This window comes from Streptomyces sp. MBT53, from assembly GCF_016654115.1.
In the GTDB taxonomy this organism is placed as follows: Bacteria; Actinomycetota; Actinomycetes; order Streptomycetales; family Streptomycetaceae; genus Streptomyces.
Map to the genome: position 1 here is coordinate 102106 of NZ_JAEQAZ010000007.1, position 14541 is coordinate 116646.

Below are 14541 nucleotides of genomic sequence, written 5' to 3' on the forward strand. Positions count from 1 at the left end.
TGCGCTGAAGGTCGATGTCGACGAGATGCCGACCGTGATGATCAAGTACCGAACCTGCGAGGACTTCAAGATCCCCGACCCCTCCGCGCCGATCTCCGGGGCCCTGAAATGTGGTGCTATGCCAAGATCACCAGGCCACGGGCCGGACTTCGAGATCAGGCGTCAGGAGATCATCGACAAGGCGGCCGCGCTGTTCGCGAGGAAGGGCTACGCCGCCACCGGTATCGCCGAGGTGGGAGACGTAGCCGGTCTCGGCAAGGGCGCGCTCTACTGCTACATGGGCTCCAAGGAGAAACTCCTCGTCGAGATCCAGGACCGGGTGATGCGCCCCTTGCCGGCCTCCGCCCACCGGATCGTCGCCCTGGAGGACGTGGACCCGGTCCTGCGGCTGCGCATGCTGTCGCAGACGCTGCTGGAGAACACCCTCGCCCGGCTCGACCACGTCTGGGTCTACGAGCACGACTACCGGAGCCTGCGGGGAGCCAACCGGGCCCGACTGCTCGACCAGCGCCGTGAGTTCGAGGAGGTGGTCGAGGGCCTGCTCGTCGCCGCGATGGACAACGGTTCATTCCGCCCACTCGATCCCGGACTGGCCACTCTGCAGTTCCTCAACCTGCACAACCACACCTATCAGTGGGTGAGGGTCGACGGCGCGTGGGACGCGCAGTACCTGTCGCGCGCCTACTGCACCACCCTCTTCCGCGGCCTGGGCGCTGCCGGCAGCCGGTTCGACGACATCGAAGACCGCATGGTGGAGTACCTCGCCAAGAGGCAGTCCGCCGTCCCCGAGCCACTGCCCCACTCCGCCACGGACTGACTCCCGTTCCCGGCCGCGAGACCCGCCTGACGTACACCTCCTCGAACGGGGCCGGGTGGTCCCGCCTGCGCGAGATGGCCGTGGCGATCGCGGACCACGAGTACGCCGGGTTCGTCCTCTCCAAGGCGGGCAGCGCGGCCTGACCCGTGCCGGGGCCCGGCGGGCCGAATGGTTGGATACGGGCATGGACCACGGCGGCCACCAGGAATCGGGCCTTTCCAAGAGCGTCTGGAGCGACGCCGACTTCCCGGAGATGGGCTGGCACGACGCCACCGTCCACGGCCTCTCCGTGCAGCCGACCGACGACGTCCTCCCGCGACTGCTCCTCGACCTCGACTACATCGTCCGCTGGGTCCACCCGGTCCCGCCGGAGACATATTTCTCCTTCTGGGTCGCCCCGGCGACGCTCGTCTTCGACGACGTCTGGGACCTCGAAGGTGACCTCGACTTCAAGGGCACGGCCCCGGACCTGGAGATCGACGGCGTGCACCGACTCGTCCCGGGCGACGGCCGGGACGACCTGCCGTTGTGGCACATCGAGGGCCACGCCTTCGACTTGCGGTTCCGCGCGTCCGGCTACCGCCAGTACGTCCGGAAAGCCCCGACGCTCGCGACACGACAAGCGCTGCCTTACGCGGATCGGGGCGGCTGCGCCTTCACCGAGGTCGGCTTCCGCTGACGCACCCGTTGGCCGGACCGCACCAACTCTTGGCGCCGCAAGGCGAGTTCAGCGTGGCCGCCGCTGTACGACGTCGGCGAGCACCGAGGTCACCAACTTGCCGACGGTCGATGCGGTCGGCGGGTCCGAGGCCCGGTCGGCGAACAGGAGATGTCCGCCCCCGACCAGGGAGAGGGTGAGCGAGTCGATGTCGGCGTCGGCCGCGATACGGCCCCTCTCGCGCTCGTCGGCCAGATAGGCGGAGACCGCCGCCGTCACCTGGGCCAGGATGGCGATACCGCCTCCGGGCCGCGCCTGCCGCAGCCGTGCGCGCAACTCGTCCCGGAAGGTGATGAGCGGAATGATCGCCACCGGAACCGGTCCGAACAAGGTGGTCAGTGCGTCGGTGAGGTTGTCGGCGACGCTGCCGGTCCCGGCCGAGTCGCGCAGCGCCTGCGCCTGCGTCTCCAACCGCGCGGCCCGGTCGAGGACGAGCTCGGCGAGGAACGCGTCGAAGTCGGTGAAGTGCCGGTGCAGGACGCCTTTGGCGCAGCCCGCCTCATCGGTGACGGCCCGGCTGGTCAGCCCGTTCGGACCGTCCCGCAGCAGCACGCGTTCGGCGGCGTCGAACAGCTGCTGCCGCGCATCACGAAGGTGCACCCCGGTCGGCACTTGTGGATCCTCTCCCGCGCAAGTCCGCTGACATCCATTGGCTTGTGGGCGCTCGCCCACTAAAGTGAACGCATGCCCACTTTACCGCGAGAGCAGCCGGAGCCCACCCCACTGCACCAGGCCCGACAGATGGCCGAGTCCTTCGGCACGGACGCGCAACGCTACGACCGGGCCCGCCTCGGCTACCCCGATGACCTGGTGGCCCGGACAGTCATCGGAAGCCCGGGCCGCGACGTCCTCGATGTGGGCTGCGGTACCGGCATCGCCGCCCGCCAGTTCCAGGCCGCCGGCTGCACCGTGCTCGGCGTCGAGCCGGATGCCCGCATGGCCGACTTCGCCCGGTCCCGCGGCCTGCCGGTCGAGGTGGCGACTTTCGAGGCCTGGGAACCGGACGGCCGTACGTTCGACGTGGTGACCGCAGCCCAGTCCTGGCACTGGGTCGACCCTGTCGCCGGCGCCATGAAAGCGGCCCAAGTGCTGCGCCCGAACGGCAGATTGGCGATCTTCGGCCACGTGTACGAGCCGCCGGCCGAGGTCGCCGAGCCCTTCGCCGCCGCTTACCGGCGAGTGGCACCCGACTCGCCGTTCGACGGCCGGTCGGCCCGCCGCCCGCTGGAGATGTACCAGGCGGGGTACGCGAAGGTCGCCGACAAGATTCGCGAGACCGGCCAGTTCCTCGACCCGGAACAGTCCCGGTTCGACTGGGAGCACTCGTACACGCGCGATCAGTGGCTGGAACTGCTCCCCACGACCGGCGGCCTCACCCGCCTCGACCGCGGTCAACTGGCCGAGATACAGGGCGAGGTGGGCCGCGCCATCGACGTGCTGGGAGGCAGCTTCACCATGCCGTACACCACTCTGGCGGTCATCGCGGTACGTGCCACCACCCCCCTCTGATCCCCTTTGATCCACTCCCTTTCGGAACGGCGGCTTCCAGAGCGTTGCTTTCCGAATATCCCGCTCGTTGATCTCCGCATGCAGTGAGCGGTGCCCGAGCGGCATGGAGGCATGGATCGACAGTGGTGCCCGGCGGCCTCCCGTGGGCAGGCGAACGGAGAGCCCTGTGCGCATGAGTGACCTTCAGCGGTGCGAGATCCGTCCCGGACGACTCGTCGAGTGGACGCTGCACCCGACGGCCGTAGGAGCGGCGCGGGTGCTTCCCGACGACGTGCGGCCACCGGCGTATGTGCAGGAGTCCCATATCCGTACGGCGCGTTCGGTGCGCGAGGACGGGCTGTTCGTGCCGACCTGGCTCGGTACCGCCTTCGACATGCCGGGGAGGATCGAACTCGACGTGCTCCAGGGCGCGTTGCGGGCCTGGATGCTTCGGCACGAGACGCTGCGCAGCGGTTTCCGGTGGGCCGGTGACGAGATGCGCCGCTTTACCCTGGACGCCGACGCGGTGGCCCTGCACCGCGAGGACGTCGGCGAGTTCGCGGACGCGGGGACTCTGACCCGGTATCTGCAGGACCGTTTCGATGTCGCGGCGGACGCGCTCACCTGGCCGAACTTCCTCTTCGCCGCGGTCGTTCGCCAGGACTGCACGAGCGTGTACCTGGCGTTCGACCACAGCAACGTCGACGCCTACTCGCTCCATCGCATCGCGGGCGAGGTGCACGAGCTGTACTCGGCCGGGCTCGCCGGCAGGACGGTCGAAGTGGCGCCCGTCGCCAGCTACATCGACTTCTGCGCGGGCGAACGCACGGACGCCGACCTGATCGACGACACGCACACCGTCGTCTCCCGCTGGCGCGAGTTCATCGCCCGCTGCGACGGCAAACTGCCGAACTTCCCCGTCGACCTCGGCCTCGACCCCCAAGGGCCGCTGCCCACACAGAAGTTCCTCCAGGAGATGCTGACCGACGACACGGAGGCGGCGGCCTTCGAGGCGTACTGCCGCCCGTACGGCGGAAGCCTCGTAGGCGTGCTGGCGGCCGTCGCCCTCGCCGCCCGCGAGATCAGCGGCCTCGACGTGTACCGCACCGTCGTGCCCTTCCACACCCGGGCCAAGTCCCGCTGGGCCGACTCCGTCGGCTGGTACGTGGGCGGCGCGCCGATCGAGATCCCCATCGAGCACGCGAGGGACTTCGACGACGCCCTGCGGATGGTCCGCGCCACCCTCCGCGAGAACCGCTCGCTGGCCCGCATGCCCATCGCCCGCGTACTGCGCCTGCTGGGCGCCGACTTCCGGCCCACGTCCCCCGACCTGTACTCGATCGTCTCCTACGTCGACTCGCGCGCCCTGCCCGGTTCGGAGCGCTGGCAGGAGCTGAAGGCGTACGGGCTGATCCGGGTGTCGTACGGTGACCAGGTGTGCGCGTGGGTGACCCGGGTGCACGAAGGTCTGCAGTTCGCCTGCCGTATCCCGGACAACGTCATCGCCGACAAGAACATGCGGCTGTGCATGGAGCTGGTGGGGGAGCACCTCGTCTCGGTGGCCCGGCGGGCACTGCCCGTGCGTCTCTGACCCGGACGCAACACGTGATGCGCCGCCGTCCGGAATTACGCATCACGTGTTGAATGCCTGTCTCCTGCCGTGATGTCACACTTCCTGAAAGCCGAACCCGCTGACCAGAGGGTGTTCACCCCGCGTTCGGCAACGCTCGGTACCTCGCCCCCGGCGTCGTAAGCGGGAGTCACGATGACAGGCCCAGGCACAACCGCCCTCTCCCCTCGAACCACCTCCCGGCGCTCCGTTCTGCGGGGCGCCGCCACGGCCGGGATGCTGCTGGCCGGCGGCGCCCCGCTCGCCGCGTGCGGGCGGCAGCCGGTCGCGGCGTCGGCCGGGCCGACCGGACCGCCGCGCAGGGGCGGCCGGCTGCGGGTCGGCATGGTCGGGGCCGGCAAGGGGGAGTCGTTCGACCCCTCCCTCGCCGCGAACGCCCTCATCAACACCGCCATGAGCTGCGCCGTCTTCGATCCCCTGCTCACCATGGGACCGGACGGCCGGCTGCGGCCGATGCTCGCGACGTCCTGGATCTCGAACTCCACCGCGTCCGTGTGGACGTTCCGGCTGCGCAAGGGCGTCACCTGGCACGACGGCGAGGACTTCACCGCCGCCGATGTCCTGTACTCGCTGAAGTGGATGGCGAAACCCGGCAACGGGCTCGCCCTCAACATCGCCGACGTCGACCTGGAGAAGGTGTCCGCACCGGAGCCGTACACCGTCGTCGTCCCGCTGAAGAGCCCCAACCTGCTCTTCCCCTACAGTCTCGCCACCGCCTCCATCGTGCGGCGCGGCGCCGAGGACTTCACCAGACCCGTCGGCACAGGGCCCTTCTCCTTCGTCTCCCTCGACCCGGGTCAACAGGCCGTCTGCAGACGCAATCCGGCGTACTGGCAGCCCGGGAAGCCCTACCTGGACGAGCTGGTGTTCCTGTCCGTGAAGGACGACTTCGCCCGGCTCAACGCGCTGCTGTCGGGCCAGACCGACGTCATGGCCCAGGTGCCCTTCACCCAGGCCAAGTCCCAACTCGTGGGCGACGTGCGGCTGATCAGAAGCCCCGGCGTCACCGCGCAGGCCTTCTACACGGCCGTCGACAAGCCGCCGTTCGACGACGTCCGGGTGCGCCGCGCGCTCCGGCTGATCGTCGACCGCAGACAACTGGTCGACGTCGCCCTGTTCGGCTTCGGCACGGTCGCGAACGACCTGTACGGCAAGGGACTTGAGTACTACGACGACTCCCTCCCGCAACGCACCCGCGACCTCTCCAAGGCGAAGGCCCTGCTCGCCGAGGCCGGACACGGCCGGGGACTGACCCTGAAGCTGCAGACCTCCACCGTCGCGCCGGGGATGGTCGAGGCCGCCACGCTCTTCCAGCAGCAGGCAAAGGACGCCGGCGTCGACATCTCCATCTCCCAGGTCGACCCGACCTCGTACTTCGATCCGACCCGCGACTACCTCAAGATGCCCTTCGCGCAGACCATCTGGCAGGGGATGACGACTTTGGGCGACGTCTACAACGCGAGCCTGGTCTCCAAGGCCCCGTACGGCGAGACCCACTGGTCCGACCGCCGTACCGACGAACTCGTCGCCACCGCCGTCGCCGCACCCGACGCGAGCGCCGCCCGGTCCGCCTGGGCCGCCGTACAGCGTCAGCAGTACGACAGCGGGGGCTACATCTGGTGGGGGAACGTCGACAACCTCGACGCGGTGTCGAACCGGGTCGGCGGCCTGGTCCCGAACCGCTACCAGAACCTCGGTCTGCCGACCGGCCTCAACGAAGCGTATTTCGCGTCGTGACCGCCACCACCACGGTGCCCACCACCGCACCCGTCTCCGCGCCCTTCGGCTCCCGGCACCCGCTGGCCCGCGTCGCCCTGCGCCGGATCGCCGGCGGTGTCCTCACCCTCCTCGTGCTGTCCGTGCTGGTGTTCCTCGCGACCTCCGTGCTGCCGGGCGACGCGGCGAGCGCGATCCTCGGCAAACAGGCCACGCCGGACGCGGTGGCCGAGCTGCGGCACACGATGGGACTCGACCGGCCCCTCGTCGTCCAGTACGGAAAGTGGCTCGGCGGACTGCTCCACGGCGACCTCGGCAACACCGCCGCCGGATACGCGGCGGGCGGCCGGTCCGGTGTCTGGGACCAGATCAGCGGCAAACTCGGCAACTCCCTGGTCCTCGCGGCCACGGTCTTCGTACCGGTCCTGCTCCTCTCGTTGCTGCTGGGCGTCCTCACGGCTCTGCGGGCGGGCCGCTGGCTCGACCACCTCGTCACGACGGTGACCCTGGTGCCCGCGGCGCTGCCCGAGTTCGTCCTCGGCACCGTCCTGCTCGCCGTGTTCTTCACCTGGTTCGACCTGCTGCCCCCGGTGTCCTTCGTGGCCCCCGGCACCAGTCCCCTCGCGACCCCCGCGACCCTCGTCCTGCCCGTGCTCACCCTGGTCGGAGTGACCGTGGGACCGGCCACCCGCATGATCCGGGCCGGCATGCAGGATGCGCTGCTGTCCGACCCGGTCGCCGTCGCCCGCCTCAACGGCATCCCCGAGGCCCGCGTGATCCGCCGCTACGCCCTGCGCAACGCGCTCGCGCCGAGCATCCAGGTCTTCGCGCTCATCGCCCAGTACCTGGTCGGCGGACTGCTCATCGTCGAGGAACTCTTCGGCTATCCGGGCATCGGCAAGGAACTCGTCGACGCCGTGACCGTCCACGACAACCTCGAAGTCCAGTCCGTGACCATGCTCCTCGCCACCTTCTACGTGACCGTCACCATCGCCGCCGACCTGCTGGTCATGGCCGTCGTACCGAAGCTCAGAACAGGTGGTACGTCATGACCGCCCTCCTGAAGACCGACTCCCCGCGGCGAGGGTTCCCGTTCGGCGCGGCCCTGCGACGGCGCGCCCCGAAGACCCTCTCCGGCCGGATCGGCCTCGCCCTCCTCGTCCGGAGCGCCGAGGAATTCCTCGACCGCGCCGGCGACTCCGGCAGCACGGCCCAGGCGATGCATGTGCACCGGACCACGCTCTACCACCGGCTCAAGCGCGTCGAGACCATCACCGGCCTCTCCCTGGACGACGGGATGGACCGCCTCACCCTGCATCTCGCGCTCAAGCTGGCCCGGATCAACACCGCGCGCCGATCGGCGGGTTGACCGCAACACCCGATGCGACACCCGACGCAACACCTGATGCGGGAAAGCGCCGTGCGGCGCGACCGCGAGCGCTTCCGGCACACCCGCCGACGCTCCTACGCTCGACGAAAGAATGGAGGACCGCCGATGCATTCCGACGCCGTGATCGTGGGAGCCGGTGTCATGGGAACATCGATCGCGCTCGAACTGGCGCGATCGGGCCGCAGCACCGTCGTGATCGACAAGGCGCGCGGCATAGGGCACGGCTCCACCAGCGCGTCCAGCGCCATCATGCGGTTCAACTTCTCCACCCTGGCCGGTGTCGCCACCGCCTGGGAGTCCAGGTTCCACTGGGAGAACTGGGCCGAGCACACCGGACTGCCCGACTCCGCCGGCCTCGTCCGGTACGTCAGGACGGGCCTCGCCTTCCTCGACGTGGACATCGCCCCCCGAGCCCTGTACCTGCCCTTGTTCGACACCGTCGGGGTGCCCTACGAGGAGTGGGACACCGACCGCCTCACCGCCGAGCTGCCCGGCATCGACACGGGCCGCCACTGGCCCCCGAAACGCCTGGCCGACGACGCGTTCTGGGCGCCGTCCGCCGAGAACCTCGGCGCGGTCTACACCCCGGACGCCGGTTACGTCAGCGATCCCCAGCTCGCCGCGGCCAACCTGGCCGACGCCGCGGTACGGCAGGGCGCGGTCTTCATGCTGAACCGGGCGGTCACCAAGGTGGTCCGCCACTCCGGGCGGGTGGCCGCCGTGCTCCTCGACGACGGGACGAGGATCGAGACCGGCATCGTCGTCAACGCGGCCGGCCCCTGGTCCGGCCGGATCAACGAACTCGCGGGCGTCGGCGACGAGTTCACGGTGTCGCTCCGGCCGCTGCGCCAGGAGGTGCATCACCTGCCCGGAGGCGCGGAGGGCACGACGGGCATGTGCGTCGCGGACATCGACCTCGGTGTCTATCTGCGCTCCGAAGTGGGCGGCGGCCTGCTGATCGGCGGGACCGAACCCGAATGCGACCCCCTGCAATGGGTCGACGACCCCGACACCGTCGCCCCCGACGTGACGAAGGCCGTGTTCGAGGCACAGGCCACCCGCGCGGCCCGCCGCCTCTCGACCCTGACGGTCCCCAACCGCCCGAGGGGAGTCGTCGGTGTCTACGACGTCACCGACGACTGGACACCCATCTACGACAAGACCGACCTGCCCGGCTACTACGTGGCGATCGGCACCAGCGGCAACCAGTTCAAGAACGCCCCGCTCGTCGGCGGATTCCTGCGCAGCATCGTCGAGCAGACCGAGAACGGCGTGGACCACGACCGGCACCCCGCGGTGTTCAAGGCCCCGTACACGGGCCACACCATCGACCTGAGCACCTTCTCCAGACTGCGACCGGTCAACGACAAGAGCTCGGGGACGGTCCTGGGCTGACAGCCGCAGCCCTCCCTACACGCCCGCTGGGCGGACTGCCGCGCGCGCGTCCCAACCGCTCCGGGCGGGGATCGCCTCCAGGGCCTCCCGCCAGGCGGACGGGATGCCGCCGGTGCCGGTGCGGGCCGCGACCACACCGCCCACGATCGCGCAGGTCGTGTCCCGGTCGCCCCACCCGGCGACGGTCTGCCACAGGGCCTCCTGTAGATCGTCCAGGTGCCCCGCCGCCGACCACAGGGCGAACGGCACGGTGTCCGGAGCCGAGATCAGCGTCCCCGAGCCCAGCACGGACGCCGCGTGCCGCACCGACGTCCGCGCGGAGAAGCCCGCGGCCACCAGCAGACGCGCGCGGACATCGCCGTCCGGCACGTGGGAGGCGACCTCCCGCAGGAACTCGGCGCGCGGCAGCGCCTGTTGGCCCGCGCCGGCGGCGGCCAGCGCGGCGGCGACCGCCACGGCCACCGCCCCCGCGACGGCCTCCGGGTGGGCGTGGGTGGCCAGCGCGGACAGCCGGGCCTGCTCGACGGCGACCTTCAGGTCGTCCCGGAACCAGGCGCCCAGCGGGGCGACCCGCATCGCGGCGCCGTTGCCGTAGGACCCCTGGCCGCCGAACTGCCCCGTGGTGACCGTCCGCCAGTCCTCGCCCTCGCCGATCCGGCGCAGCACACCGTGCATGGACGGGCCGTACTTGCGCCCCGGTTCCCGCTCGTACTCGGCGGCGAACTCCCTTGCCAGCGCGTCCGGTTGAACCTCCCCATGGGCCACCAGATGCGCGAACAGGACGAACGCCATCGCCGAGTCGTCCGTCCACAGCCACGGCGCGGGCCGCAGCTCCCGCGCGGCCCACAACTCCTCGGCGGGCTCGTCGGACCGCGTGAACCAGCTGTCCCCGAAGGCGTCGCCCGTCACCAGCCCGTCCAGGGAGGCGTGGGCATGCTGCGGACTGCTCATGGTGGGGCTCCTGTTAATGATCGGCGGGCTGCGCACATCGTAGTTAGGGTGCGTGAATGGAGCGGATCCTGGTGGTCGGGGCGACGGGCGCGGGCAAGTCCACGCTGGCCCGGGGCGTGAGCGAGCGGCTGAAGCTGCCGTACCACGAGATGGACGCCCTCTACTTCAGCGGCCCCGACTGGGCCGTCAACGAGCACCTGACCGACGACGTGCTACGGCTCACCGCGGAACCCCGCTGGATCATCGACTCGATCGGCTCGCCCGAAGTCCGCGACCTGCTCTGGGAGTTGGCCGACACGGTGCTCTGGCTGGACTACGGGAGAGGCGTGATCATGCCGCGCGTCCTGCGCCGCTCCCTGCGGCGTACGGTCACCCGCGAGCGCGTCTTCGGCGGCAACAGGGAGACCTGGGCGGGCTGGCTGAGCCGCGAGCACCCGGCCTGGTGGGCCTGGTCCCAGCACGCCGGCAGACGCGCCGAGATCGAGCGCCGTACGAACGACCCACGCTTCGCTCCGCTCACCACACTCCGGTTCGCCCGACCCCGGGACACCGCCGCCTGGTTGGGGTCGCCGGGCTGAGCCGTCAGAGGAAGGGCGTGCCCGCGTCGAGTCCGGAGAGGACCCGGCCGTACAGCTCCAGGTTGGTGGCGGGGTTGACGAAGGAGTGCAGGCTGAGCGCGTGCAGATCGCGCACCGCCCGCTGGACGGGGACGTCCCGGTGCAGTGAGGACGCGCCCGACGCGGAGGCGATGAGGTCCACGGCCTCCTTGCACAGCCGGGTCGTGTAGCCGCTCTGCGCGCGGATCCTGGCGCGTTGCTCCTGTGTGTACGGTTCGTCGTTGTCGGCCGCGGACTCGATCCGGGCGACGAACTCGCGGGTCAGCAGTTCGGCACAGGAGATCTTCAACGCGGCCTCGGCGACCTGGAGATGGGTGACGCCCGCCTCGTACTGCCGCTCGTGGAAGGTGTACGTGATGCCCCGCCGGTGAATGCGCTCGGTGAACTCCGCGAGGGCCGCCCGCGCCAGGCCCAGCGCGTTCGGCGCCGTCCAGGCACAGAACAGCATCAGGACCGGCATCCGGTAGAAGGGGTCGTCGGCGTTGGCCTTGGAGGGAAAGCCACCCCCGAGCAACTGCCCCACGGGCAGGACGCGGTGCGCGGGCACGAACACGTCCCGGGCGACAACGCTGTTGCTGCCGCTGCCCGCAAGGCCCGACACGTACCAGTCGTCGAGGATCTCCAGATCCGCCATCGGTACGGCGGTCCACAGCACCTCGGGCGGGCCGCCCTCGGACTCGACCCGAGCCGTCAGCAGATGCCAGTCGGCGTTCTGGCAGCCGGTGGCGAAGCCCGAGGTGCCGTTGACGACATAGCCGCCGTCCGTCGCCACCGCGACGGCGTCCGGGATGAGCGTGCCGCCGACCCGCACATCCGGGCCGGTGAAGATCTCGTCCTGCGCCTCGTCCGGGAACAGCGCGGCGATATAGGAACACCCCGCCTGGATCAGCGCCATGAAACCCGTCGAACCGCACCCGGCGGCGATCTCACTCAGCACCTGGACCTGAGTGCTCAGCCGACTCTGGTAACCGCCGTACCGCCGGGGGACGTTCATCCGGTACACCCCGGCGTCCGTCAGCGCGGACACCACCTCGGCCGACACCCGCCGCTCCTGCTCGGTGCGCAACGCGCTGTCACGGAGCAGGGGTTGCAACTCCCGTACACGTTCGACGAGACCGGCATCGGACGGGAGCGGAGCCATGGGCGACCTCCGAGCGCTACGGGCCCTCACCGTGACGCGGATCGCACGAGGTGTCAACGGCCGTGCTCGGCAAGGGGAGTTGTGTGTGACTCCCGGTGCTACTCGGCCACGAGGGCGTCCGTCGGCTCATATCCGGTGGGCTACGCTGTGCGGCTATGAAGACCGGGACGGCCTCGCGCCACACACGGATCGGTGACCCGGGGCTCTTCTGAGCGCCGTACGGGCCGGTTCGGGCCCGCTGTTCGATCGAGGCTCTTGCGCCGCCGCGCGCGCTCCGCCTCCCGTCGTGTTGATCACAGGCTCTGCACATCAACCACGACAGGAGCATTGTTCATGCCTACCAAGACGCTGCGGATTCCCACCGCGGACGGCCAGGCCGACGCCTTCGCCGCCTTCCCCGACCAGGGCGTGCGGCACCCGGGGGTACTGATGTACGCGGACGGCTTCGGCATCCGGCCCGTGCTGCGGGAGATGGCCCGCGAACTGGCCGGGCACGGCTACTACGTACTCGTCCCCAACTCCTTCTACCGGCACGGGCCCGCACCGCTTGTCGAGCTTCCCGCGTACATCGGAGAAGAAGTCCGGCCCGCGGTCTTCGCCCAGCTGATGCCCCTGATCAAGGCGCACACCGCCGAACGTGTCCTGCGCGACGCCGACGCCTACCTCAGGTTCCTCACCAATCAGCCCGAGGTCGGCCCCGGACCGGTCGCGGTGACCGGCTACTGCATAGGCGGCCTCTACGCGATGCGCACCGCCGCGGCCCACCCCGACCAAGTGGCGGCCGTCGCCGCGTTCCACGCACCCGTGGGTGTCGATGGGGCCGATCTCTTCTCCAGGCTCACCGCCCAGGTCCACCTCGGCCACGCCGAAGGCGACGTGACACCTGAGGCCTTCGGCGAGCTCAACCAGGCCCTGGACGCGGCAGGTGTCGGCCACACCTCCGAGATCTACCCCGGCACCGTCCACGGCTTCACCATGTCCGACACCGACGCCTTCAGCGCCTCCGGGCTGAAGCGCCACTGGGATCGCCTGCTCCCTCTTCTGGACCGCACCCTGGCCAACAGCTGAGGGTCTAGCTCCCTAGCTACTTACCCCTGAAGAAGTCTGGGCTTCCGCTGGGGTGACCTGCGCGGAGTGCTGGTGTGAGTCGTCCGAGGCCGTGACAGTGGGGGGTGCCTCTATGTCCTTCGTCAAGGCTGAGCTGGTCATGCGACGGCGGTTTCGGGGAGGCGAGGTTCGTAGAAGGTTCCGTCGCGGAGCATCGCGAACAGCACGTTGATGCGTTGTCGGGCAAGGCGGAGGAGGGCTTGCGTGTGAGTCTTTCCTCGGGCCCGGCATTTGTCGTAGTAGGTGCGGGAGGCGGGATCGTGCAGGGCGGCGAACGCGGAGAGGAACATCGCGCGTTTGAGCTGCCGGTTGCCCCCTCTGGGTGCGTGTTCGCCGTGGATCGAGGTCCCCGAGGACTTTGTGGTCGGGGCGAGGCCGGCGTAGGAGGCGAGGTGGGCGGCGGTGGGGAAGCCCGTGCCGTCGCCGACGGTGACCAGCAGCACTGCGGCGGTCCTGACCGCGACCCCTGGCATCGAGGTCAGGACCTTGGAAAGAGGGTGGTCCTCCAGCAGGGCCTTGATCTGGGCTTCCAGGGCCCGGCGCTGTTCATGGACGGCCGCGAGGGAGCGGGCCAGGGACGGGATCACGACGTCGAGCGTGCTGGTTCCCGGGACGACCACGGTCTGCTCGTCGAGCGCGTCGAAGACGTCGTCGATCAACCGGGTGGCCATGCGCGGGGCCCTGGGCCGGACCACCTCGACCAGCTTGCGGCGTCCGGCCTTTCGCAGTGCGGCCGGGGATCCGTAGCGTTCCAGCAGCCAGGTCACCGCGGTGTGGTCCAGACGCGGTCCCAGGACGCGTTCCAGGCTGGGGTGGAACTGGGTGAGCAGGCCGCGTATCCGGTTGCTGGTGCGGGTGGCCTCAGCCGCCAGGTCCTGGTCGAAGCCGACCAGCACGGTCAGTTCGGCGGTGATCTCATCGGTCAGTTCAAGGGAGCGCAGGGTGTGGGGCATGGTGCGGGCGGCGTCCGCGATCACCGCGGCGTCCTTGGCGTCGGTCTTCGCCTCGCCCGGATACAGGTCGGCGATCCGCCGCATCGCGAGGCCGGGCAGGTAGGCGACCTTGCAGCCGGCGTCCCGGGCGACGGTGAGCGGGAGGGCGCCGATGGAGGCGGGCTGGTCCACGATCACCAGGACGGTGGCGAACTTCGCAGTCAGCTTGTCGAAGACGGCCCGCAGTTTCGGCTCGCTGTTGGGCAGCTGCTTGTCGAGGACCTTCTTGCCGGCCGGGGTGAGTCCATGGCCGTGGTGAGCACTCTTGCCGACGTCCAGGCCCAGGAACACGCCCACGTCTTCGGTGTCGAACATCGCGCCCTTCCAAGGGAGTTGAACGTGCCGACCTTGGCAGTGGTGTCGTACGCGCGCATCCACGTTATGCAGACCTGCCGCCCGCGAACTGTCCGGCATTGCGCCGGACCGGGCGGTGGCCGGACCTCTGATCAGCGTCTCCGACGGCACCTCCCGGGCCCGGTGACACCACCCCCCAGGTCATCCGTTCGACAGGGGGGAACAGTCATGCCGGGCCCGGAGGCCAGCGGCCCCATTGCGGAACCGCGAAGAACATAACGGGGG

Annotated in this window: 14 protein-coding genes; 10 read left to right on the forward strand and 4 right to left on the reverse strand. The window is 70.0% G+C overall.

Features of this window, described 5'->3' with window-relative positions; genetic code table 11:
* Window positions 1–118: 118 nt before the first annotated feature.
* Both JHN45_RS04660 and JHN45_RS04665 read left to right on the forward strand, forming a co-directional pair.
* A complete protein-coding gene (locus JHN45_RS04660; RefSeq protein ID WP_201048106.1) occupies window positions 119–817 on the forward strand; it encodes a TetR/AcrR family transcriptional regulator in 699 nt (232 codons plus the stop codon).
* Between the two features lie 184 nt (window positions 818–1001).
* Window positions 1002–1496 carry a hypothetical protein gene (locus tag JHN45_RS04665; RefSeq protein WP_201048107.1) on the forward strand — a complete coding sequence of 165 codons (495 nt, stop codon included), beginning with the start codon at window positions 1002–1004 and terminating at the stop codon, window positions 1494–1496.
* 48 nt (window positions 1497–1544) lie between these two features.
* Here the strand turns inward: JHN45_RS04665 and JHN45_RS04670 are convergent, their stop codons facing one another.
* The gene (locus JHN45_RS04670; protein WP_201048108.1) at window positions 1545–2147 is read right to left on the reverse strand and encodes a TetR/AcrR family transcriptional regulator; all 603 of its coding nucleotides are present in this window, start codon (window positions 2145–2147) and stop codon (window positions 1545–1547) included.
* Window positions 2148–2219: 72 nt separating this feature from the next.
* Between JHN45_RS04670 and JHN45_RS04675 the strand changes: the two genes are divergently transcribed.
* The 6 genes from JHN45_RS04675 (at window position 2220) to JHN45_RS04700 (ending at window position 9154) form a co-directional block, all read left to right on the forward strand.
* Entirely contained in the window at window positions 2220–3044 is an 825-nt protein-coding gene (locus JHN45_RS04675; protein WP_201048109.1) for a class I SAM-dependent methyltransferase, read from the forward strand.
* 172 nt (window positions 3045–3216) lie between these two features.
* Window positions 3217–4614 carry a condensation domain-containing protein gene (locus tag JHN45_RS04680; RefSeq protein ID WP_201048110.1) on the forward strand — a complete coding sequence of 466 codons (1398 nt, stop codon included), beginning with the start codon at window positions 3217–3219 and terminating at the stop codon, window positions 4612–4614.
* Window positions 4615–4788: 174 nt separating this feature from the next.
* Complete coding sequence (locus tag JHN45_RS04685) at window positions 4789–6390, forward strand: ABC transporter substrate-binding protein (RefSeq protein ID WP_201048111.1); 1602 nt, start codon at window positions 4789–4791, stop codon at window positions 6388–6390.
* Window positions 6387–7421, forward strand: coding sequence for an ABC transporter permease (locus JHN45_RS04690; protein WP_201048112.1), 1035 nt, complete (start codon window positions 6387–6389; stop codon window positions 7419–7421). Before JHN45_RS04685 ends, JHN45_RS04690 begins: the two co-directional genes overlap by 4 nt.
* Window positions 7418–7738 carry a helix-turn-helix domain-containing protein gene (locus JHN45_RS04695; protein ID WP_201048113.1) on the forward strand — a complete coding sequence of 107 codons (321 nt, stop codon included), beginning with the start codon at window positions 7418–7420 and terminating at the stop codon, window positions 7736–7738. Before JHN45_RS04690 ends, JHN45_RS04695 begins: the two co-directional genes overlap by 4 nt.
* A 126-nt stretch (window positions 7739–7864) precedes the next feature.
* A complete protein-coding gene (locus JHN45_RS04700; RefSeq protein WP_201048114.1) occupies window positions 7865–9154 on the forward strand; it encodes an FAD-binding oxidoreductase in 1290 nt (429 codons plus the stop codon).
* Between the two features lie 15 nt (window positions 9155–9169).
* Here JHN45_RS04700 and JHN45_RS04705 read toward each other — a convergent pair whose 3' ends face one another.
* Window positions 9170–10105, reverse strand: coding sequence for an ADP-ribosylglycohydrolase family protein (locus tag JHN45_RS04705; RefSeq protein WP_201048115.1), 936 nt, complete (start codon window positions 10103–10105; stop codon window positions 9170–9172).
* A gap of 56 nt (window positions 10106–10161) precedes the next feature.
* Between JHN45_RS04705 and JHN45_RS04710 the strand changes: the two genes are divergently transcribed.
* Entirely contained in the window at window positions 10162–10683 is a 522-nt protein-coding gene (locus JHN45_RS04710; RefSeq protein ID WP_201048116.1) for an adenylate kinase, read from the forward strand.
* A gap of 4 nt (window positions 10684–10687) precedes the next feature.
* On the opposite strand, the gene JHN45_RS04715 is transcribed toward JHN45_RS04710, so the two are convergent.
* On the reverse strand, window positions 10688–11863 hold the full coding sequence (locus JHN45_RS04715; RefSeq protein ID WP_200711980.1) for an acyl-CoA dehydrogenase family protein: 1176 nt from the start codon (window positions 11861–11863) through the stop codon (window positions 10688–10690).
* A gap of 333 nt (window positions 11864–12196) precedes the next feature.
* Between JHN45_RS04715 and JHN45_RS04720 the strand changes: the two genes are divergently transcribed.
* Entirely contained in the window at window positions 12197–12931 is a 735-nt protein-coding gene (locus JHN45_RS04720; protein WP_201048117.1) for a dienelactone hydrolase family protein, read from the forward strand.
* A 137-nt stretch (window positions 12932–13068) separates the two neighbouring features.
* On the opposite strand, the gene JHN45_RS04725 is transcribed toward JHN45_RS04720, so the two are convergent.
* Window positions 13069–14277 carry an IS110 family transposase gene (locus JHN45_RS04725; RefSeq protein WP_201048118.1) on the reverse strand — a complete coding sequence of 403 codons (1209 nt, stop codon included), beginning with the start codon at window positions 14275–14277 and terminating at the stop codon, window positions 13069–13071.
* Window positions 14278–14541 lie beyond the last annotated feature (264 nt).